General features: G+C 32.3%; 30 protein-coding genes. All 30 read left to right on the top strand.

Going from position 1 to position 21,934, the window contains the following annotated elements; all coding sequences use genetic code 11:
• Positions 1-97: 97 nt before the first annotated feature.
• The 30 genes from BWZ20_RS00320 to BWZ20_RS00165 all read left to right on the top strand — a co-directional run bounded on the left by BWZ20_RS00320 (position 98) and on the right by BWZ20_RS00165 (position 21,918).
• Positions 98-772, top strand: coding sequence for an abortive infection system antitoxin AbiGi family protein (locus BWZ20_RS00320; RefSeq protein ID WP_157358281.1), 675 nt, complete (start codon positions 98-100; stop codon positions 770-772).
• A gap of 540 nt (positions 773-1,312) precedes the next feature.
• Entirely contained in the window at positions 1,313-1,525 is a 213-nt protein-coding gene (locus BWZ20_RS15210) for a YcxB family protein (RefSeq protein WP_157358280.1), read from the top strand.
• A 165-nt stretch (positions 1,526-1,690) separates the two neighbouring features.
• Positions 1,691-2,179 carry a hypothetical protein gene (locus BWZ20_RS00310; protein WP_076614768.1) on the top strand — a complete coding sequence of 163 codons (489 nt, stop codon included), beginning with the start codon at positions 1,691-1,693 and terminating at the stop codon, positions 2,177-2,179.
• 431 nt (positions 2,180-2,610) lie between these two features.
• The gene (locus BWZ20_RS00300) at positions 2,611-3,177 is read left to right on the top strand and encodes a hypothetical protein (protein ID WP_157358279.1); all 567 of its coding nucleotides are present in this window, start codon (positions 2,611-2,613) and stop codon (positions 3,175-3,177) included.
• Positions 3,178-3,340: 163 nt separating this feature from the next.
• Positions 3,341-4,090, top strand: coding sequence for a hypothetical protein (locus BWZ20_RS00295; protein ID WP_076614696.1), 750 nt, complete (start codon positions 3,341-3,343; stop codon positions 4,088-4,090).
• Between the two features lie 164 nt (positions 4,091-4,254).
• Positions 4,255-4,899, top strand: coding sequence for a hypothetical protein (locus tag BWZ20_RS00290; RefSeq protein ID WP_076614761.1), 645 nt, complete (start codon positions 4,255-4,257; stop codon positions 4,897-4,899).
• Positions 4,900-5,057: 158 nt separating this feature from the next.
• The gene (locus BWZ20_RS00285) at positions 5,058-5,747 is read left to right on the top strand and encodes a hypothetical protein (protein WP_076614758.1); all 690 of its coding nucleotides are present in this window, start codon (positions 5,058-5,060) and stop codon (positions 5,745-5,747) included.
• 149 nt (positions 5,748-5,896) lie between these two features.
• Positions 5,897-6,559 (top strand): hypothetical protein, encoded by a 663-nt coding sequence (locus BWZ20_RS00280; RefSeq protein WP_076614701.1) that lies wholly within the window; start codon positions 5,897-5,899, stop codon positions 6,557-6,559.
• Positions 6,560-6,722: 163 nt separating this feature from the next.
• Complete coding sequence (locus BWZ20_RS00275; RefSeq protein ID WP_157358278.1) at positions 6,723-7,475, top strand: hypothetical protein; 753 nt, start codon at positions 6,723-6,725, stop codon at positions 7,473-7,475.
• A 116-nt stretch (positions 7,476-7,591) separates the two neighbouring features.
• The gene (locus tag BWZ20_RS15205) at positions 7,592-8,209 is read left to right on the top strand and encodes a hypothetical protein (protein WP_157358277.1); all 618 of its coding nucleotides are present in this window, start codon (positions 7,592-7,594) and stop codon (positions 8,207-8,209) included.
• 186 nt (positions 8,210-8,395) lie between these two features.
• Positions 8,396-8,737: a type II toxin-antitoxin system RelE/ParE family toxin gene (locus BWZ20_RS00270; RefSeq protein WP_076614754.1), complete on the top strand. Its 342-nt coding sequence runs from the start codon at positions 8,396-8,398 to the stop codon at positions 8,735-8,737.
• Positions 8,734-9,021: a helix-turn-helix domain-containing protein gene (locus tag BWZ20_RS00265; protein WP_076614752.1), complete on the top strand. Its 288-nt coding sequence runs from the start codon at positions 8,734-8,736 to the stop codon at positions 9,019-9,021. Before BWZ20_RS00270 ends, BWZ20_RS00265 begins: the two co-directional genes overlap by 4 nt.
• Positions 9,022-9,950: 929 nt before the next feature.
• Positions 9,951-10,478 (top strand): DUF6933 domain-containing protein, encoded by a 528-nt coding sequence (locus BWZ20_RS00255; RefSeq protein WP_076614748.1) that lies wholly within the window; start codon positions 9,951-9,953, stop codon positions 10,476-10,478.
• A 127-nt stretch (positions 10,479-10,605) separates the two neighbouring features.
• Positions 10,606-11,637 (top strand): hypothetical protein, encoded by a 1,032-nt coding sequence (locus tag BWZ20_RS00250; protein ID WP_083677121.1) that lies wholly within the window; start codon positions 10,606-10,608, stop codon positions 11,635-11,637.
• Positions 11,638-11,781: 144 nt separating this feature from the next.
• Positions 11,782-12,261, top strand: coding sequence for a hypothetical protein (locus BWZ20_RS00245; RefSeq protein WP_076614746.1), 480 nt, complete (start codon positions 11,782-11,784; stop codon positions 12,259-12,261).
• Between the two features lie 164 nt (positions 12,262-12,425).
• Positions 12,426-12,893: a hypothetical protein gene (locus tag BWZ20_RS00240; RefSeq protein ID WP_157358276.1), complete on the top strand. Its 468-nt coding sequence runs from the start codon at positions 12,426-12,428 to the stop codon at positions 12,891-12,893.
• Between the two features lie 159 nt (positions 12,894-13,052).
• Positions 13,053-13,508: a DUF2750 domain-containing protein gene (locus tag BWZ20_RS00235; RefSeq protein ID WP_076614740.1), complete on the top strand. Its 456-nt coding sequence runs from the start codon at positions 13,053-13,055 to the stop codon at positions 13,506-13,508.
• A complete protein-coding gene (locus BWZ20_RS00230) occupies positions 13,508-14,107 on the top strand; it encodes a hypothetical protein (RefSeq protein WP_076614738.1) in 600 nt (199 codons plus the stop codon). The genes BWZ20_RS00235 and BWZ20_RS00230 overlap by 1 nt, the downstream gene beginning before the upstream one ends.
• Before the next feature lie 153 nt (positions 14,108-14,260).
• Positions 14,261-14,776: a hypothetical protein gene (locus BWZ20_RS00225; protein WP_076614736.1), complete on the top strand. Its 516-nt coding sequence runs from the start codon at positions 14,261-14,263 to the stop codon at positions 14,774-14,776.
• 232 nt (positions 14,777-15,008) lie between these two features.
• On the top strand, positions 15,009-15,575 hold the full coding sequence (locus tag BWZ20_RS00220) for a hypothetical protein (protein ID WP_198034957.1): 567 nt from the start codon (positions 15,009-15,011) through the stop codon (positions 15,573-15,575).
• A gap of 144 nt (positions 15,576-15,719) precedes the next feature.
• On the top strand, positions 15,720-16,481 hold the full coding sequence (locus BWZ20_RS00215) for a metallophosphoesterase family protein (protein ID WP_083677120.1): 762 nt from the start codon (positions 15,720-15,722) through the stop codon (positions 16,479-16,481).
• 294 nt (positions 16,482-16,775) lie between these two features.
• Positions 16,776-16,991, top strand: coding sequence for a type II toxin-antitoxin system RelE/ParE family toxin (locus BWZ20_RS00210; protein WP_232217124.1), 216 nt, complete (start codon positions 16,776-16,778; stop codon positions 16,989-16,991).
• A gap of 87 nt (positions 16,992-17,078) precedes the next feature.
• Entirely contained in the window at positions 17,079-17,363 is a 285-nt protein-coding gene (locus BWZ20_RS00205) for an addiction module antidote protein (RefSeq protein WP_042247321.1), read from the top strand.
• 206 nt (positions 17,364-17,569) lie between these two features.
• Positions 17,570-18,154, top strand: coding sequence for a hypothetical protein (locus BWZ20_RS15200; RefSeq protein WP_157358274.1), 585 nt, complete (start codon positions 17,570-17,572; stop codon positions 18,152-18,154).
• A gap of 207 nt (positions 18,155-18,361) precedes the next feature.
• Positions 18,362-18,664 carry a type II toxin-antitoxin system RelE/ParE family toxin gene (locus BWZ20_RS00195; RefSeq protein WP_054560627.1) on the top strand — a complete coding sequence of 101 codons (303 nt, stop codon included), beginning with the start codon at positions 18,362-18,364 and terminating at the stop codon, positions 18,662-18,664.
• Position 18,665: 1 nt separating this feature from the next.
• Entirely contained in the window at positions 18,666-18,950 is a 285-nt protein-coding gene (locus BWZ20_RS00190; protein WP_054560626.1) for an addiction module antidote protein, read from the top strand.
• A 427-nt stretch (positions 18,951-19,377) separates the two neighbouring features.
• Positions 19,378-19,803 carry a hypothetical protein gene (locus tag BWZ20_RS00180; RefSeq protein ID WP_076614725.1) on the top strand — a complete coding sequence of 142 codons (426 nt, stop codon included), beginning with the start codon at positions 19,378-19,380 and terminating at the stop codon, positions 19,801-19,803.
• A gap of 155 nt (positions 19,804-19,958) precedes the next feature.
• Complete coding sequence (locus BWZ20_RS00175) at positions 19,959-20,504, top strand: DUF5063 domain-containing protein (RefSeq protein WP_076614724.1); 546 nt, start codon at positions 19,959-19,961, stop codon at positions 20,502-20,504.
• Between the two features lie 191 nt (positions 20,505-20,695).
• Positions 20,696-21,067 carry a transposase gene (locus BWZ20_RS00170; protein ID WP_042249904.1) on the top strand — a complete coding sequence of 124 codons (372 nt, stop codon included), beginning with the start codon at positions 20,696-20,698 and terminating at the stop codon, positions 21,065-21,067.
• Positions 21,025-21,918: an IS3 family transposase gene (locus BWZ20_RS00165; RefSeq protein WP_157358271.1), complete on the top strand. Its 894-nt coding sequence runs from the start codon at positions 21,025-21,027 to the stop codon at positions 21,916-21,918. The genes BWZ20_RS00170 and BWZ20_RS00165 overlap by 43 nt, the downstream gene beginning before the upstream one ends.
• Positions 21,919-21,934: the final 16 nt, after the last annotated feature.

The following is a 21,934-nucleotide window of genomic DNA, read 5'->3' as shown; positions in this document are numbered from 1 at the left end:
ATCGAGAAAAGATTGAACATTGGCATTATATCCTAACATACTATTTCATTTCACTAATAAAAATAGCCTCTACTCTATTTTAGAAAGCACCTTTCGTGTGTCGTACGCAAGGGAAAGAATTATAGGTGGAGCCAATATAAAAGAGTTTGCAGTTCCAATGGTATCGTTTAGCGACTTACGACTTTCTGAATTGAAAGAAAATATTGGAACATATGGAAAATTTGGTATTGGACTGACGAAAAAATGGGCAATCGAAAGCGGATTAAACCCAGTAATGTATGCAAGTGACCAAAGTTTATTTACAGCAAACTTTATAGATGGAATAGAAAAATTTTTCCAACTCGTGAACAACACAGCGGATTCAAGTGGCAGAAATGAAACTGCGTACAATAATACGCTGAACACTCTTAGATATGTTAAAAACTATCAAGGCGACTTGATAAGACCAAGACACAAAACTGTGCCAAATTATGTCTTTGCAAACGAAAGAGAATGGCGATACGTCCCACCAATTAGAGATAATATTCAATCATTTGTTCCTATCGAACAAATTGCGACATCACAGCAAAAGTCAAGATTAAATAGAAAAGTAAGAGATATAACATTACACTTTCAACCTGACGACATCCAATATCTAATTGTAGAAAACGATAACGACATTAATGAATTGATAAGGCATCTTAGACAGGTAAAAAATAGGTTTTTACCTGACACTATTGATAGACTTTCAAGTAGGATTTTGACATATGAACAGATAGAAAAAGATGTGTAAAAAACTGCATAGAACAACGTGTATAGCTCATTGCTGGGCAGTTGCTTAATCGAAAGTTAAGGCATATTTGGAAAGTCGCCAAATTTTTAAATTTGACGATTTCAAATAAAAAAGATAAATAGTAAAATTTAAAAATCTGGCTTGTGGCTCAACCGAAAAATTATTGCTAATTTACACGCAACGAGCCATACACAAAACCGTTGCCATTAATACGAAATGACTATAAACTATCAACTTACAAACTCGGATTTTTTAGAATATCAGCTTTATACTTCTTCAAAGTCTGAATTACATAAAAAAAGACGATTTCGCTCTCGAATAATTATTCCAATACTCTATTTGGTACTTGGAATTTTTTTCGCGAACCAAAGCGAAAAATTCGGAATTGGAATCGCATTCATTGTTTTTGGAATTTTATGGTTTGTGTTCTATCCGTTGTATGCTAAATGGAGATATAAGAACCATTTTAAAAAACACGTTGAGGAAAATTATAAAAATCGGATTAACAAACCTGTTGAAATTGACTTCAATGAAAATTCTGTGAATTCCAAAGATTTTACATCTGAAAGCAGAATAAACGGAACTGAACTAAAAGAACTGATAGAAACTAAAGACCATTTCTTTATAAAGTTACAAACTGACTTGTCTCTAATTGTACCAAAACACTCGATTGAAAATCAAACGGAATTTAAAAAGCGAGTAACTGAATTAGGAGCAGAATACGTTGATGAACTGAATTGGAAATGGAAATAAAAGTACTAATGGCAACAACGTGTATAGCTCATTGCGGCTGAATTCCTAATCGGAATTCATTGCAATTTGCTATCTTTCGGTTACGGCGGAAAATCATAGCTGATTTTCCGCAACGAGCCATACACAAGACCGTTGTAACACATTTAAAAAAAACCAGTAAATCAGATGAAAATCGAAGAGATTAAAGAAAAATTTGATATAGATGTTGGCGCACCAACACCAACAATTTTATCGAATGAACTAAATCTGTATTTGATTTTCTACGTTAGCAATGTTGACCCAAATTGGGATGGAAAATCAATACATATGCGGACTGACCAAGACGACGGAATTATAACCATAAAATTTGACCTATTTGAACAATTCAAATTTGGAAGTCCGAATGACGAAGCAATGAGTGGGCATCCTCTTTATGAATTAGGACTCAAGCCTTACTCAATTCAAAAAGTAATTGACTCGGAATGGATAAAACAGCTTAAAAAAATAAACTCTGTTCATCCATACCACAAAGACGAACTATTTGAGAAATATAAACATTTCATTTTTTTCTTCCACGACACTTGTTTTGAAATTGTAGCAGAAAGTTATTCAATTGAACAAAACTCTGAATTGAATTTGAGAGACGAAATTCAACGAATCTCAAAACTATTATGAATAAAAAGAAATTCAAGATTATTAGACTTTACCTTATTGGTTTAGTATGTGTCGTCAGCTATTACTTTTTGGATAATTCCAACGTTATTCCAAATCTCGTGGAAAGAATGAGTGACTTTCGTTATAGTGGATTTCCGACTTTTTTCCTGACTGGGTTATTAAAATATGGTTTACTAATAGTTGGAATTGGTATAATTATAATTCTGACTTTTCTATTAATAAAAGAAAGAACGAAAAAAATAATTGAATAAATAAAAACGTGTTACAACAACGGCTATAGTTCATTACGGCTGAAATTCCTAATCGGAATTTCGAGCCTTTTTGCTAAATTTATGGTTACGGCGGAATGATACTTGCGTACCATTCCGTAACGAAACCATAGCCCAAACCGTTGTGCGTCAGCTAAAAAAAACGAGAACATAAAAATCTGAATGAAATATCTATATTTAATTTTATTGTCATCATTATTTATGAGTTGCGGAGTTTTTAAAAATAGACCGGAAAATCTCGTTAAAGTAAATAGTGAAAACGCAAGTAAATTAAATGGAACATATTCAATTTTTGCGCTTGATAAATTAAAAAGTGAATATCCATATTATCACAACGCCAATAACAAATTCTATCGGAAATATGGAAGAGGACAAAGCGATACTATAAGTTTTGATACAATTATTGGAGGAAGATTTAAAATTAAAATTATTGACAAACAAAATTTGCGAATTGACTTTCTTAAAGAAAATGATACTATCAAAAGTCAAAAAATCGAATACAAATTTAAAAACGATGGATTTTTATATCTAAAAAATCGGAATACAATAATTAGAGGAATACCTTACTTATTTGGCGGAGTTGATGTGAAAAAAGTACGAATCGCTTTAAACCAAAACAATGATTTAATTTTAAATGATATTTTTGATAGCTCAGGCGCTTTATTGTTGATTTTTGGAGATGCAAAAGTTTGGGAAGAAACTAATACATACGAAAGACTTGATGAATAAAGCCGAACGCACAACAACGTATATAAAAAATAGCTCACTAAATTCAAGACTCAAAATTTTGCACTTTTTTATTACTTTAGTTTTAACAATGAAAATCTAGCAACTTAACACGCTACTTTTCATATACAAACCGTTGTGCTTCATTATGACCAACCACTGAACAATGATAAAATTCTTTAGAAAAATTAGACAAAATTTACTGTCAGAAGGAAAAACTAGAAAGTATTTTAAGTATGCGATTGGTGAAATTATTTTAGTAATGATTGGTATTCTTTTAGCATTACAAGTCAATAACTGGAATAACAATCGCATTGAGCAAAACGAAGAAAAAGAGGTAATTACCAAACTTCACACAGATTTTCAAGAAAATAAAAAGGTGTTGAAAGATTTTCTTATTGAGGTTAATAATCAGATGAATGCGCAAATAACTTTAATGAATTTAATTGGAACTTCAAAAGAAGAACTCTCTAAACATAATTTAGATAGTATTTTTTATGTTTCTTTCGGATATAGCGAAATAGCATTTGCGGATAATACAATTAAAAACATTATCCAGAGTGGTAAATTAAACCTTTTAAAAAATGAACAAATCACAGACTTACTCTATAAATGGAATACACTATCTGAAATCAGAAAAACTCGTGTTACAAAGTTGGATAATTGGTCAAACAACGAGCTAATACCCTATTTATTAGATAAAATATCTTTTAAACAAATGGATATGGCAAGTAACTATCCATGGGCTGGAAGTTCTAAAGTAAAACCAGATTATTATCCTTTATTTCAAGAGGTTAAATTCGAGAACTATTTGGACAATAATATTTGGTATTACCAACAAGTTAAAGAACGCTGTCTAGAAACAGATAAACTCATAGATGAAATTATTAAAGCTACTAAACCAAATACAAATTAAAAAATAACGAAAGCACAACAACGGCTATAGTTCATTACGGCTGAAATTCCTAATCGGAATTTCAAGCCTTTTTGCTAAATTTATGGTTACGGCGGAATGATACTCGCGTACCATTCCGTAACGAAACCATAGCCAAAACCGTTATGTGCAATATCACCAAAACGATGAAAAATACTATCTTTTTAATCCTGTTCTTAATTTCGAGTGTAGGATTTTCTCAAAATATATTTAAGAAAGAAATTCAATTGCGAAAATCGAATAAGATTAAGGAAACATCCTTTTATATTGAATATCCGAAAGGGAAAAAACACCTAAAGAAAATTGAACTTTATGACAGAAACGGACTTCTAATTGAATTGAAAAAGTTTGACGGAAATGGAAATATTGCAGAACGACTGACATTTGAATACCCAAATGACCAAACCAGAATATTGACTGAATACGATAAGAACGATAGTTTAGTCACTTCTTACAATCAGAAATTTGATTCGAGCGATATTTTAGAACCAAATAAAAGAAAAAGTGATAGTAAGAAGTTTAAATACAAATACGATAAAGAGGGAAATCTAACAGAAGTATGGAGATTGGATTTAAAAAAACCTTTAATTCAAACGGAAAGTTTTTACAATGAGCAGAATAGACTTATAAAACAACGACTATTGATTTTTGAAATGTTTCCTAAAAAATATTACTATCTGACAACTGAATACAAACTTGATGAAGATGGGAATATCTTGGAAATTAAATCTATAAAAAACGGAAAGAAGAAAAATACGGAAACAAGAGAACACAAAAAATACAGCACATAACAATGTGTATAATTCATTGCTAGTAAAGGCTTACTTACGAAAATTCCGCTGGAATTTTCTATCTGTGATTATTTGCTAACTTTAGTGCTTAAACACGCAACGAAATCATACACTTTACCGTTGGCAAGCATTTAAGGAAATCCGAAATTCAATTAGAATTGAGACAAATAAAAACATTTAGTGATAGTAGATTGGACACTCAATGTGCATATTGTGGAAAATATCCAGACACGAGAGACCACGTTCCATCAAAAATTCTTCTCGAAAAACCATATCCTGAAAATCTTCCAGTCGTACCCAGTTGTTTGGATTGCAACAATGGATTTTCACTAGACGAAGAATACTTTGCGTGTTTGATTGAATGCCTGATTTCTGGCACAACAGATTTGGACAAGCTTTCTCGAGAAAGTATCGTAAAAACTCTAAAACGGAAAACAAAACTAAAAGCTAGATTAGACGATGCTTTTGTAAATGAAAATGGAAAATCACATTTTAAAATCGAACCTGAAAGAATTGAAAATGTGATATTAAAATTAGCTTATGGACACGTAAAATTTGAGAATAGCGACCGACAATGGGAAAAACCTGAACACATAGCTTTTGTTCCTATCGACACATTATCAGAGGATGAATTAAATTCATTCTTTGCAGTAACGGAATTACAAAAAGCACCAGAAATTGGAAGTCGAGCAATGCAAAATATGTATCTAACTCAAGACGGAATTCCAATTGACAATTGGAATATAGTTCAAGACGGAATTTATCAATATTCTGTAACACCAACAATCGGAAGTGTAAAAGTAAGAATACTGATTTGGAATTATTTAGTGTGCGAAGTAATATGGTAAAAAACGACTTGCCAACAATGTATAACCGCAATTACGGCGGATTCGACTACGTCCGAATCCACTCGGAATTGCTAACATCTGTGCTAAACCGAAAATAATCGCTAATTTAACCCGTAACTGACGGTTATACGAGACCGTTAGCAATAATTATGAGAAACAGAATTACACTTATTTTAACCTTATCGCTTCTTTTGAGTAGTTGCGAATTTACTATAAACACGAATAATTCTAAAAACGTTGATTTAGGTAAAATGCCAAAGGTCGAATCTAAAACATTCGAAAACCTTTATGTAGCTGACGAAAAGATTTGTGAGTCAAAGGAATTGCCAATAACTCGATTTGCTATTGAATATCCGAATGGTTATGATGTGGAAACACCAAATGATAAGGAAAACCATATTGTAATGAAAAAGACAATCGAAAATATAGTTGTAGAAGAACTTTCGATTGGAAACTCTACCATTACTTTGAAAAATAAGAATCTTACATTGACATTAATTGAAAATGTAGCAGATAACTTAAAAAAACAGTTTCCTGAAATGGAAATTCTAACTGTTGGAAAAAAAGAGTTTAATGGAGAAATGAATTATTTGTTCGAGGGAAAAGTAGACTATTCTGACTTTATTGAACAAGGTTATAATGGAGTCTATAAAATAATGTTTGTAATACCATTACCAAAAGAAAATGAAGAGCTAAATGCAGTTATGATTTCTATGATAGCGAATGAACAGTCTGAAATAAAAACATTTGCCGATTTTACAAATAAAGGAATGATTGGAAAAGTTTATAAAACATTCAGGTACATCGAATAAAAATAACTATTGCTAACAATGTGTATAATTCATTGCTAGTTAGAGCTTACTTACGAAAATTCCGCTGGAATTTTCTATCTGTGATTATTTGCTAACTTTAGTACTTAAACACGCAACGAAATCATACACTAGACCGTTGTATGCCATTTGAATGAACGAAACTTTGAACATAGAAGAAAGGAAACCAATTTGGATTGCATTATCTGATTTTTATCTTGACACAGAACTTCAAGAATCAGATTTCAGACATATTGCGTTTAAAATCATTGAAAGTCCTTATTCTTTTGAAAAAGTCAAAGAAATTAATAAATATGAGGTTTTTCCAGTCTTACAGCCGAACTTAATGAGCGTTGCTGGAGAATGGGCAGGTTTTGATGAGAAATGGTTAGTTGATAGTATAACGGAATCGCTTGCAAAAAGGAATGCAGTAAAGAAAATCGGAATTGGAAGCTCGTATTTGACACTAAAATGGATGTGTAAAGATTATTGGGAAAAACTGGAAAAAGTTTACCAAGAGTTGAAATCAAATCCTGAATCTTACATTGTTACCTGTAAAGAATTATGGAAGTCGAATATTGAGCCTTTTGAATATTTAGAAAATAAACCCGAATTACAAAACAAGCTTGAAAGGATTGCTTTAAACCATAAGAATCGAAATAAACTTTCGGACTTTTACCAGTATCTGCAAGAAGGACAATATTGGATAAACCTTTGGACTGCATATTTCCTACTCGAAGTTTTTAAATTGAAAAAATCGGATAAATTAATCGGACTAAATAATGAAGCTGGAATTATAGATTTTTGTATCGAGACAGTTGAGAAGAATCAACCGTATTTAGAAAAAGAAATAGCAAAGTCGAATTGCGAAAAATGGATAAAAAATAAAAAAACGGCATACAACAATGGCTATAAGTAATTGCTTGTTCTCGCCTACTTCTGAAAATCCTTGCGGATTTTCAGTTTGGTGTGTATTTGCAAAGTTAATCGCTAAACCACGCAACTACTCATAGCCGAGACCGTTAGCCACAATTTATGAAAAGCACAATCGGAAAAATATTTAAGAATCCAACAATATTCTCGATTTTGGGAATAATTCTGATATTCATTGGACTTCCGATTGGAATCAATGGACTGACTTTAAATGGTGGCGGAAGTTTGGGCGGAGCAATTATCATATTCGGAGTTTTAATCGTAGGGCTAATTGTAATTCTGGACAGAATATTTGCAAACAGAGTAAATATAAAAAAACTGAACGGAATTGAACTAACCCTTTTGATTGTTGGTATCACAATCTTTTCGTTCACAAAGCGTGAAATAATTATTGACTTGAGAGATAAAAAAACTGACTATTTCGTTGTGCTTGAAAATAACGGGACTTTAAAAAATTCGAAATTAAATTATTCTTTCCCGTTCAACAAGAAAATGGAATTTAAAGACAATGTTGGAATTATAAACTCAATCGCTGACAATTATCAACGGATTGAATTGGAAAGCCCAAACAACTGGAAATCCCAAAGAATGCAACCTTGGAAAATGGACGATTTTAAAATTAGATTTTACTCAAACGGAGATTTGAGATTGACTGACAAAGAAGTTGATTCGATAATAAAAAATGAAATAAAAACAGTGGCTAACAATGGCTATAAGTAATTGCTTGTTCTCGCCTACTTCTGAAAATCCTTGCGGATTTTCAGTGTGGTGCGTATTTGCAAAGTTAAGTGCTAACCCACGCAACTACTCATAGCCACGACCGTTACCACACATTTAAAATCCGCATTTTGTTTACATATAACGAAACTTTTTGTATATTTGCTTTTTAAATGTTTGTAGGCAAAAATGATTAAAAGATTTGAAACAAAATTACTTTCAGAGGCATTTGAATTTATTGAAAAACAAAATCTCAAAGCTCGAAAGAAAATATTTCAGAATATAAGACGTGCCGAACAGCAATCTGACCCAAAGTTCTTTAAAAAACTGACTGACGAAATATGGGAATTCAGAACCCTATACTCAGGAAATCAATATCGACTTTTAGCTTTTTGGGACAAAGAAGATAAAAGCGAAACATTAGTTTTTGCTACTCACGGAATTATAAAGAAAACAAGTAAAGTAGATAAGAAAGAAATTAATAAAGCCGACAGAATTAGGAAAGAATATTTTAAAAACAAAAAGAAATGAAAAGTTACACTTTAGACCAAGCAGAAGACCTTTTAATTGGAAAAAAGGGAACTGAAGAAAGAGATGAATATGAATTTGAGTTAAAACTTGAATTGATTGGAGATATGATAAAAACTGCCCGAAAAAAAAGGAAACTAACCCAAGAACAATTAGGGGAATTAGTTGGAGTTAAAAAAGCGCAAATATCAAGACTTGAAAATAGTACGGGAAATGTGACTTTCGAAACTGTTATGCGGATTTTTAACGCATTAGGAGCGAAACTAAATCTGAACCTACAGATGTAAAAAAAACGTGTGGTAACATTGTATATAAAAAATAGCGCAAGTCATTGCTAAAACTAAGTCTTGGGCATTTTTGGAAAGTCGCCAAATTTTTAAATTTGACGATTTCCAAATAAAAAGATAAATAGTAAAATTAAAAATTCGGCTTGTGCATAATCCGAAAAGTAACTGCTTATTTTCAGCGCTACTTTTCATATACTAGACCGTTAGCTAAAACAACTCGGAAATTCCATTTCCATAAATAACGGAAAACCTAAACATTGAATATTTGCAGTTTTTCTCACTCAACTCTGAATTTAATAAAGCGGAATTTCTACTTACTCAAACTCTGAATTTTACCACTCGAACTCGGATTCTCACTCAAGCGGAATTTAATAAAGCGGAATTTCTACTTACTCAAACTCTGAATTTAACTACTGCGAAAAAAAGCCTGGTTTTTTTTCGCGATTTTTTTTTGAGTTTTAAGCAACCATTATCCAAAAAATTATTCTGAAAATTGAAAAATTTTATAATCGGATTTTTTACTCGAACTTCTAACTCTAATCTTTCGTTGCATTAGCTAACAACGTGTAAACGCAATAACTACTGAATTCCCTATCGGAAATTCAGCAGTTTTAACTAACTTAGTTGCGTCAGTGGAAAAATATTTACTCATTTTCCCGTTACTGACGCTTACACAAACTCGTTGTGCGTAAGCTGACAGACCAACAAAAATCAAGCTAAAATTTAATCCTTTCGACATTTATAAACAAATAACTAATCAGAAACTGAATAACGTTACACACGAATTATTTACTCTTGCGGAACGTTACGCTGGAATTTAAATTGAAACGATTTTTTTAGATTTTAAAGTAAAAATTAATAAATTCACTAAACGAAAAAAACGCTAGACTTTTGTCTATAATGCAAAAACCTATCTTAGAGAAAATTTAATGATTAAGACAAACATTTTTACAACTAGAAAACTTGAAAAAACAACTAATGAATTCATTTCTAGTGAGGTAAGTATAGAAAATGAATTTTTAGGTAATTGGACTGCTACTCTATTTTATGTGAGTAATAAAAAATGCTGGTTAATCATAAATAAGTTAACGAAATATCTTGTGATTATACCAAATGTAAAAAAATCTGATTTGAAAAATATATCCACTATTTTTAAGAAAACTCTGTATTTTCAGTTGAATAATGATGGAATTAAAACAGATTACACATTGGTCGATAAAATAATTGGCGAAATTAATTTGTGCGAAACAAATAATGACGGAAGTACGAGTGGCTCTTTGAATAACTGTTTATTTCAAATGGACGATTGGAAAAAAGACTATGGAACTTATGATAATATGCCATTTAGAGATTTAAACAATAAACTGAATAGTTCACCTAATAAAATGTTGAACTGGAAATATCCAAAAGAGAAAATGGACGAAATGATAAAAGCCTACGCACAACACCGTATATAATTTATTGCTGGCTTCTCGCCTACTTACGAAAGTCCTCACGGACTTTCTTGGTCGGTAATTATTTACTAAATTAGGTGCTTAAACCACGCAACAAATCATATACAAACACGTTGGCAGTAATTACAGAATGAAAATAAATACCCTCATAATATTAATAACCTTCGCTCTCATTACTTCGTGTAATGGACAAAAACAAGACAAAGACAAATCGTCTACAAAATATAGAACTTATGGAGGTGAATTAAGTCGTCCTGTCGAATCCGAAATTCAAATCAATAATTCACTCACTTTAGACCAATTTAATGAAACCAACATAGAAATTCTGAAACGCTATATTTCAGGAAATCCTAGATGGGAAATTAGGAAAGAAAAGAAGTTCAGAACACCATATGAAGTTACGTATGCTATTAGAAAAGAAGAACGAAACGGAATTTACGAAACGACCCTCAATGGATACTATTCTGATTTTTATGGAGATTCTGACATTTATCAAACTAGAGTTATAATATCCTTTGGGAATTACTTTGGACAAGGAAGAGATACAACTCATATCACTTACGCCGGCACAAAAGATAATAGCATTAAAACTATAATAGAGTCGGAACATTCTGGAACACCAGGAAATAGTTCTTACCTCATTTTACAAGGAAATTCTATTAACATTGAAATATATGAACAATCTAAAAAGTTGGAGCGCAATTTCACTAACCAAACTATTCAAGAAGTAAATACTGAATTATCAATGGTTCTTAATAACCTTAATGAAATTGAGAGAAACGGAGTTTCACCAATAAAGAAATTTTATCCAATTCAATTAAATTCTAATTATTTTGAAATTGAAGATGGAATGCAACCAGGTATTTATGTTGTAAAGGCAGGATTATCCACAAACACAAAAGGTATTGTATATGTCAAGGTTTTCAATTCCAAAACAAATGAACGTTTATCTGCTGATAGAATGACACCAAGAACTACAAGGGAAATTGGTTGGTCCAAAGACGGAAAAACAATATTTCCTTATGAATCCGAATTAACCGTTTATGAAGGAGACTGGAGCCATAAATACAAAGTAAGATTTGAAATTTGGTTTCGTTCAAGTGAAGGAGATGAAATAAAATTGACCGAAAAAGAAAGAATAATAAACGGTTGGGAAAGATAAAAACTACTGCCAACAAAGTGTATAATTCATTGCTAGTTATAGCCTACTTACGAAAGTCCTCGCGGACTTTCTATCTGTGATTTATTTACTAACTTTAGTGCTTAAACCACGCAACTAATCATACACAATCACGTTGTAGCTAATATGAAAAAACACTCTTGGAAAATATTAAGCCTTATCTTGATTTTATACTTCGGGTTTGAGTTGTTTAAAGAATATCATCCTACTTTTTATGGAACATCATTCAACGACGAACGAATAAAAATCGGACTTGTACCTATTGATTCTACTTTGATAAAGAAAGGTGAAAACACGTACGTTTATCAAAGTTGGAAAAATGAAAGTGAAAATGTTCCAAGATTCTATGCTAAATATGCTTCTTTTGACAAATGGAATAAAGGAATTGAAATGGAAAATGACAACTATGTCGTAATGGTCGATTCTTTAAAAACAATAGTTTCTATTAACTATAACTTTAGGACTAAAAAATTCAATTACGAATTGAAAGAATATAACAGACCGAAAAACACTTCTGATTTATATGGTCATTCTGGAAAGACAATTAGAGTTTTGACTAAAAATGAAACAGCGGAAATACTAAATAATAACGGAATAAAATACTAGCTACAACACTGTATATAATTTATTGCTTGGTTCTTGCCTACTTACGAAAATCCTCGCGGATTTTCTATTCGGTTTTAATTTGTTAACTTAGTTGTTTAACCACGCAACAAACCATATACAAAACCGTTGTGCAACATATCCCAAACAGCTCTAAAACATTTGAATTGAATAAAATAAAAGTCCTCACAATAGTATTTATTTTCGGAATTTTTGGTTGCGGAAAAATGAATTCGGACGGAACTGAAAAAAGAATTGCTGAAAGAATAGCGAAACACATAATCGAAAAAGACTCTCTGAAAAATTACACATATTCTGGAGATATCTTTTTGCATATTAAATCGGAAAGATTAAATGACAAAAATTACAAAACTCTCATTTCATTAAATGGATTAAAATCAAAGTCAACTGAATTTCGTGCTGAAAGAATTAATATCGATGGATTCGAAACTATTATTTACTATGACAAATCAAAATCGGAATATAATTTACCTGAACCATTTTTTGTCCCAGATTCTAAAGGTTGGAGCTTTTTAGCGGAATTAATTGAGGACGAAATAGTTTTACGTAAGCTGGAATTGGAAGTATCGATTGATAAAAACGAAACTGAAGAATTAGATGAAATAGACTTTTAAAAAAAATACGTTGCACAACAACGTGTATAGCTCATTGCGGCTGAATTCCTAATCGGAATTCATTGCAATTTGCTATCTTTCGGTCACGGCGGAAAATCATAGCTGATTTTCCGCAACGAGCCATACACAAAACCGTTACCTGCAAGCTGAAAAAAAACTATGTTCCAAGATTCAATCACATTGAAAAACCGACATCAGAAATTTATAAAGACAGTTTCTGAAAACGGAATAGTATACGGACTGAAAAGTAAAAATGGATTTGCAACATCAAGTTCGACCCAATTTGAGGATGATGATGGAAACCCAATCGGAATGATATGCTTTTGGGCGGAAAAGGTTCGAGCTAAATCTTGTGCGAAAGACGAATGGAAAAAATATAACGTAACTGAAATTCCATTAGCTGAATTTATGGAAAATTGGTGTGTTGGAATGGCTAATGATGGACTGTTAATTGGAACTCAATTTGACCAAAATCTTTTTGGGCACGAAATCGAGCCTTTGGACTTAATTTTAGAATTGACATCTGAATTAAAATCAATTGGAAAGGATTTGAATTTTAGAAAGTTTAATGGAATTGCGGACTTGGAAAAACAAGTAAAAGAATCAAAAAACTAATGAACTTTGATTTAGAAGATAAACTTAATGAATATGTAAAGCGGAATGATTTAGATTCTGCGATAAAAATTGCGGAATCGGAATTGAGCAAGATTCCTGAAACGGAATTTCATCAATTAATTGGAATGAATCTTCTGCATTTGGAATCGGAATTAAGTGAATTTATTTCCAAATTCTATTCAAGTGTAAAACTGAAATACACTTTTAGTTTTTCAAAAAAGCTAAAAGCCTTTTACTGCGAAATGAACGGATTTACTATAAATTATGATAGATGGTTTATAGACCTATTTTCTTTTAGTGAAATCGGAAATGAGGATTATGAATGGTTAGCGGACTTTGAGCATCATACGAATAAGGATTTGACAATTATTGGATTTGAAAACCTTCAAAAAGTTTACGAGGACGTTTATAGAAATCAAAAATTCGACATTCCCGAAATTGAGCAAGCATATGAAGTTTCGGAATTATTAATCATTTTACGTTTACAAGAGCTTTTTCGGGAAACTTATAAAAAAGCAAAAGAAAGTGAAAAAAAATGGAGTAATTATCCAATGTTCGTGACGGCACACGATTATGAAATGATTTATAAAATAAACTGAATTAAATAAAGCCAGCAGGTAACAATGTGTATAATTCATTGCTAGTTATAGCCTACTTACGAAAGTCCTCTCGGACTTTCTATCTGTGGTTTATTTGCTAACTTTAGTGCTTAAACACGCAACGAAATCATACACAAAACCGTTGTACACCATTTGAAAACAGCATTCACAATAATATTGACCCTAATCGGATTTTTGTCTTTTGGACAAGAAAACGAACTGAATTCGATTGAAAAAACCGAATTGGATAGTATTTATGTCAAAGCCCTAAACAACAGATTTGACCTTTTACTCTCAAGCGGATGGAAATATATCGAGCTAAACGAAATTGGACAACGGATTTCCAAGCTGAATGTATCTGACCGATATAAGTTTTTGACCAATGAAGAGCTAATTGACTTATCTATTAAACAGAAAAAGACAATTCGGATTTTACGTCTGACTCACAAAATAATCGGAATTGACACAGTTGACGTGAATTTTGGAATTGTAAATGTTACTGGAAAGCGGAAAATTCATTTCAATAATGGACTGAAATTTAAAAAAGCGGATTTTGCATTAGATTGTGGCGGAACAAATGGCTACGTACCTGATATGAGATTTGTGTTTGACCGAAAGAAAAATAATTGGGAATTAATAGATGGAAAATATAAAATCCCAACTGAATAAAAAACGGTGTACAACAATGTATAACCGCAATTACGGCGGATTCGACTACGTCCGAATCCACTACGTAATTGCTGCCGTCCGTGCTAACCGAAATTTAACGTAAATTTAGCCGTAACTGACGGTTATACGAACCGTTGTACTGCATTTGAGTGACGAAATGAAATCCAAATTCAAAACAAAACATATAATTGCTTTAATGCTGATTCTATTTGTAGGCTATGTTTTGACTAATATGTTTCGAACAAAAAGTCTGACTGAAAAAGAAAAGGCAATTATTCCATATGAGAAAAATGACGAATTGATTTTTGAGTCAAACAAATCGGATATTGATACTATTAAAATTACTGAATTAACTTTAGTAAAACGCCCACCGAATTTGGGAGATATGTTTTGGGCGAAAAACACGGAATTATTAAGAGTACACACAAATAATTCGGACTGTAAAAGCTGCGATGAATTGATTTATCTCGACACAGAAAATTTCTCTTTTGACACAAACATCAGATGGAACATTAGAATTAACGGAAAGAATTATGTTCACGGAACGAACCTTGAAGAAATAAATGAACTGAATACCACAAAACTCAATGTAAACGGAATTGAATACGATGACGTTGTAGTTTTAGAAAGAAGTAAAAGATTTGAAAGACCAAAAGACAAGTTTTCGAAAATGTTTTACAAAGGAATTTATCCAATTGATAAACTTTATTGGAGTAAATCATATGGAATTATACAATTTGAGATAGTGGAAACGAATGAAATATGGAAATTAAAAAACGCAGTACAACAAGGTGTATAGCTCATTGCGGCTGAATTCCTAATCGGAATTCATTGCAATTTGCTATCTTTCGATTACGGCGGAAAATCATAGCTGATTTCCCGCAACGAGCCATACACAAGACCGTTGTATGCAATACATCAACTCAGTTCAAAACTTTAAGTTATGGGTTTAAATCGAAGGAAATGGTTGAAGCAAATATTTGTAACTACATTTGGATTAGTGATTTTTAAGGATAAATCTTTTGCCAATAACGATTCTGAATTGAAAAACGAATTAATGGACTATTTTATTATCGGAGATGTTCATGGTTGCTACTACACCTTAGTAGAAATTTTAAAAAAATGGAACTCGGAAAAAGAGTATTTAATATTTGTTGGAGACCTAATTGACCGAGGAAATTTTAGTACACTCGTAGTTAAAAAATGTCGTGAAATAGAACAAAACTATAATAATTGCATAATCATAAAGGGTAATCACGAATTAGAATTTGTCGAATATGTTATAAATGGAGAAAATAAAAATTGGATAGAGCAATGTGGTCAAAAAACAATTAATGAGTTCAAAAAACAAAAAATTGACATTGAGGAAACATCAAGTTGGTTTATGAATTTACCATTGAAATTTGAAACAAACAATATTTTGGTAACGCACGCTGGAATTTCCGAATCAAACAATCCATATAACGAAAACAATATGCATGGAGTTCTATGGAATAGAAAAGAATTAAAAAATATTGGTAAACTTCAAATACACGGACATACACCGCTTATGAAAAACGAACCAAAATTTAATGAATCATCAAACTCTTGGAATATCGATACAGGTTCATGTTATGGATATGGTATAACAGGTATTAAGATAAGTAAATCTGGCAAATTAAAAAGTACAATAATTATCAACACAAACGAAAAAGACATTGCGTAACAAGTACTGCATACAACAACGTATATAGCTCATAGCTTGTTAGTTGCTTAATCTAAGTTATGGCATATTTGCAAGTCCGCCAAATTTTTTGATTTGGCTTATTGATAAAAAAAGATAATAAGAAAATTAAAAAATTCGGCTCGTTCTTAACCGAAAAATAACCGCTAATTTACACGCTACGAGCTATATACAAAACCGTTGTGGTGCATTTTAGACCAACTTTTCGCTTTAAGGACAAACCATTTCAGAAATCCAAAAAAAATGTTTAATTTTGTATCTAATTGGATACAATAAATGATTATCACTAAAAAGACACCTGAATTTGATAAGTGGATTAGAAAGCTGAAAGATATACGTGCGAAATCTAAAATACTTTTCCGAATTCAGAAACTTGAAACTGACGAGCATTTTGGAGATTGTAAGCCTGTTGGAGATGGAATTAGCGAAATGCGAATTAATTACGCAAAAGGCTACAGAGTTTATTTTAAAGAAAAGATGATAAAATCGTAATTCTTTTAATTGGTGGAGATAAATCTACCCAACAAAAGGACATCGAGAAAGCGAAAAAAATCTGGAACAGAATAAAAGAGGATTGATATGGAAACAACTAAATTTGATATAGCAGACTATTTGGACAGCGAAGAAATGATTGCTGAATATCTGAATACAGTTCTTGAAGATGGCGAAAGTTCTGATTTGATTGTGGCAATCGGACATATCGCAAAGGCAATTGGAATGACTAAAATTGCGGAAAAAACTGGAATGAGCAGACCGAGTCTTTACAAGGCATTATCTGAAGGAGCGAAACCGCAATTCGGAACAATAATGAAAGTGTTGAAAGCTATCGGCGGACAAATTAACGTGAAACCAATGTCAGCGTGAAAAAACGACACCACAACAACGTATATAGCTCATAGCTAGTTAGTTGCTTAATCGAAGTTAAGGTTTTTTGCGAATTCGCCATATTTTTAATTTGTTATATTTACAAGAATTTAAAACATAAAAATCAAAAATATGGCTTGTGCTTAACCGAAAAGTTATCGCTAATTTACACGCTACGATCCATATACAAAACCGTTGTAGTGCATTTGAAAAAACCGATGAATCAAGAAAAAGCAGTTTGTGTCGAATGTGAATCTGACTATTTTAGAAATAATTCGGAAATGGCTGAATTATGTCCGAATTGTGCTCACGAATTATATGGATATCCGAATTGCGAACACATATTCGATAATGGGAATTGCATAAAATGCGGTTGGAATGGAAAAACATCTGAATATCTAAAAAACCGAACCGAAAAAATAACTCTCGAAACGGAATCATATCTAATTGAGGGAAAAGAAAATGAACGCTTCTTTCCTTTTTTGGAATTGGAATTTAACGAAGACGTGATTTATGAAAATGACATTCCCAAATACTATCTGAGTTTTTCAGAAGACCTTAAATCAGCTTACGGAATTGGGAAATGGATAATGACCGAATTGGAAAAAAATAATCACGACTTGCGAAAAACAATTACTTTACTTGGACAGAGTATGAATTTGAACTGGGATATTTTCTCAACTAACGTCGGAAAACAAATTGACCGCAGTTGGAAATCGGAAAAAATTGAATTGACTATATTGACTGACAACGTAATAGAAAAAATAAAAACGCACTACAACAATGTATAACCGCAATTACGGCGGATTCGACTACGTCCGAATCCACTCGGAATTGCTAACGTCTGTGCCAAACTGAAAATTAACGCATACTAACCCGTAACTGACGGTTATACTAAACCGTTGTGGTGCATTTAAGACCACCTTTTTACAAACGCAAATTTCCTTTTTATAATCCAAAAAATTGATTATTTTTGTATCTAAATGGATACACTTTAAATGATAAGAACCGAAAAGACATCCGAATTTGACAAGTGGATTAGTAAGCTGAAAGATTTAAGAGCGAAAGCAAAAATCCTCTTCCGAATTCAGAAACTCGAATCGGATGGACATTTTGGAGACTGTAAACCTGTTGGAGATGGAATAAGCGAAATGCGAATTAATTACGCCAAAGGTTACAGAGTATATTTCAAAGAAAAAGGAAACCAAATTGTTGTTCTTTTGATTGGTGGAGATAAATCGACCCAACAAAAGGACATCAAAAAAGCGAAAGAAATCTGGAATAGAATAAAAGACGAATAAAATGGCGACAACAAAATTTGACATAGCGGATTATTTGGACAGCGAAGAAATGATTGCCGAATACTTGAATACGGTTCTTGAAGACGGAGACAGTTCTGATTTGATTGTGGCAATCGGTCACATTGCAAAGGCAATCGGAATGACCAAAATAGCGGAACAAACTGGAATGAGCAGACCAAGCCTCTACAAAGCATTATCGGATGGTGCAAAACCACAGTTTGGAACCATAATGAAAGTGCTGAAAGCAATTGGCGGACAGATAAACGTAAGACCAATATCAGCGTAGAAAAAACGACACCACAACAATGGCTATAAACAATTGCTATTACAGGCTTATACTGAAAATTCCTTCGCAATTTTCAGCTTGTCATGTATTTGCAAAAGTCAGAGCTAACCCACGCAACTGTTCATAGCCGAACCGTTGTGCGTCATTTATGAAAACCGTCATTCAAATATTAATTCTAACAATTATCATATTCGTAGTCATAACATTAGTGACTATGAAAATTGAAACACCATTTGACGGAAATGACACTTATGGTTTTCCTTTCACATTCCATATTAAATGGAGCGGAATGTGTTTTGAATGCCCAGAAAATCCAACTGAAACTTATTATGGATATTTATTTATTGATTTTCTAATTGCTTTTATAATTTCAATTGGAATTTGGAAATTATTGTGCAATCTAAAAAGTAAAAAATCTTGATTTTTAATGAAAAAATGGATTTTAATAATTGTTGGTTTTGTCCTACTTGGAATAATCGGAATTGGAATTAAAATCAACTCGGATTTGAATGAACTTGTGGAAGTTTTTAACTCTGAACACTCTTTGGACGAGCCGAATTTGATTATCCTTTCTAATTCAATTTCACCGAATAAAAAATACAAATATTACGAATATCAATTTGACAAAGGCGGATTAGGATATTCAAGAATATTTTGGTCAGTTATTGAAAATGGAAAAAAGGAAAATGACCTTGGAAAAGGATTAATTCCTCAAGGATTTAAAATAATTGGCTGGAACGAGAAAAACGAATTGCTTTTAAGAGAATGGAATCCTACATCGGAATTAAAAACTGAGTCGGAATTGCAGAGCGGAGCAATAATTAACGGAATGAAAATAAACATAGTGGAATAAAAACGAACGCACAACAATGTGTATAATTCATTGCTAGTTATAGCCTATTTACGAAAGTCCTCGCGGACTTTCTATCTGTGATTTATTTGCTAACTTTAGTGCTTAAACACGCAACGAAATCATACACTAGACCGTTAGCCACAATATGACCACGAATGCAAAACTTGACTAAAGAAATACAATCATTACTTGAATCAAAGGAAACTCAAGATTTCCTAAAAGTTGCTCGTGGATTTATTGAACTGATTGAAAATAAAGAAATAAAGGAAAAAGAATTTTATCCTGAAATCCATAAAAAACTGACTGAAATATATAACGCTGGAATTTCTCTGAAATCGGTCGAATTAATTCACTCAAGCGAAAAATCGGAATTTGAAACTTTTACGAGAGAGAAACTAAAAGAACAGAACGTAAATCTGATTTCCTCACTTGGAAAAGAATGTTTTTATTGGGAAGTTTTTGACCCAACTTACGAAAATGAAAACGAGCCAACACAAGGTTGGTTAGTCGATGATGTTGCGGATATTTATACGGATTTAAAAGAAGAACTCTATAAAATAGACCAAATCGGAACAGACGAGGCAATCGAAGATGGACTTTGGCAATTGAAATTCGGATTTACCACTCATTGGGGAAATCATTGTGTGAATGCAATAAGAGCTTTGCACTACATATATTACGATGGAAAAACAACAACGTGAGTAAATACTGTGGCTAACAACGTGTATAATTAATTGCTTCGTAAGTGCTTATTTGGAAAATTCCTTCGGAATTTTCTCGCGTTCGTTTTTGTTTACTAAATTAGTTGCTGAAACACGCAACTAACCATACACAAAACCGTTGTGTGTAATGCTGACCCGTCCTGAATAAAGGCTACATAATTTTAAACATTATGTACAAAAATGACAAAGTAATCAGACGGTATTCAGAACCTTTCAAACTGAAAATTTTAGACGAACTTACAACTGGAAAATTAAACAAGTATCAATTAGGTAAGGCTTATGGAATTGCACCTACCACCATTAATGAATGGATAAAAAAGTACAACCGCAAAGACCTTATGAACACTAGAATAACTGTGAAAACCAAAGACGAAATAACGCGTATCAAAGCACTGCAAAAAGAAATCGAACAGCTTAAAAAACTACTCTTAAAAAAGGATCTGGATGCCTTGGTGCTAGACTCTTACCTAGAAGTTGCAGCTGAAGATCTTGGCTATAAATCCGTGGCCGAACTAAAAAAAAAGTTAAGAACAAAGCCCTGATCAAAGCAAAAGAAAAATCTAAGGGATTTGCTTCTTTAACTACTATAACCCATTGTTTTGGGCTAAAACGTGATGCGTACTATAAATACAAATCTAGAGCTGATAAACGTTTAAGAACAGAGCAGCAGATTATTGAAATAGTACAGAAAAGACGCAGATCCCTTCCTAGAGAAGGTGTACGTAAGCTTGTGAAATCATTAGATGATGAGTTTACAAAAGCCAACATTAAAGTTGGTAGAGATACGCTATTTAATGTCCTTAGAAAACATAATATGCTAACACTTAGAAAGAAATACAGCTCAAGAACAACCAATTCATTGCACAGGTTCTACAAGTACAAAAACATCATTAAAGATGTAGAGGTAACCAGGCCTAACCAAGTTTGGGCATCAGACATTACTTATATAAGAACAGTAAAAGGTTTTTGTTACCTAGCACTCATTACAGATATGTACAGCCGTAAAATAGTTGGCTACGATCTTAGTGATAGCCTTGAACTAAAAGGTTGCGAGAGAGCTTTGAACAAAGCTATATATCAAGCTAAAGACACTACTGGACTTATACACCATTCCGATAGAGGCATACAGTATTGTAGCAATGTTTACACGCAAATACTTAAAAGAAATAAGATAGATATCAGTATGACCGAGGAAAACCATTGTTACGAGAACGCTATGGCAGAGCGTGTAAACGGCATCTTAAAAGATGAATTTTATCTCGACCAATCCTTTGATAACGTGGCTCACGCAAAAACAGCTGCAAAAAATGCAATTAATCTATACAACGAAATAAGATTACATTTATCTTTAGACTATAAAACACCGAATATGGTATATAAATTATCAGCTTAATTCAATTTTAACCTGT

The organism is Winogradskyella sp. J14-2, from assembly GCF_001971725.1.
Lineage (GTDB): Bacteria > Bacteroidota > Bacteroidia > Flavobacteriales > Flavobacteriaceae > Winogradskyella.
This window is presented reverse-complemented; position numbering and strand designations above follow the sequence as displayed.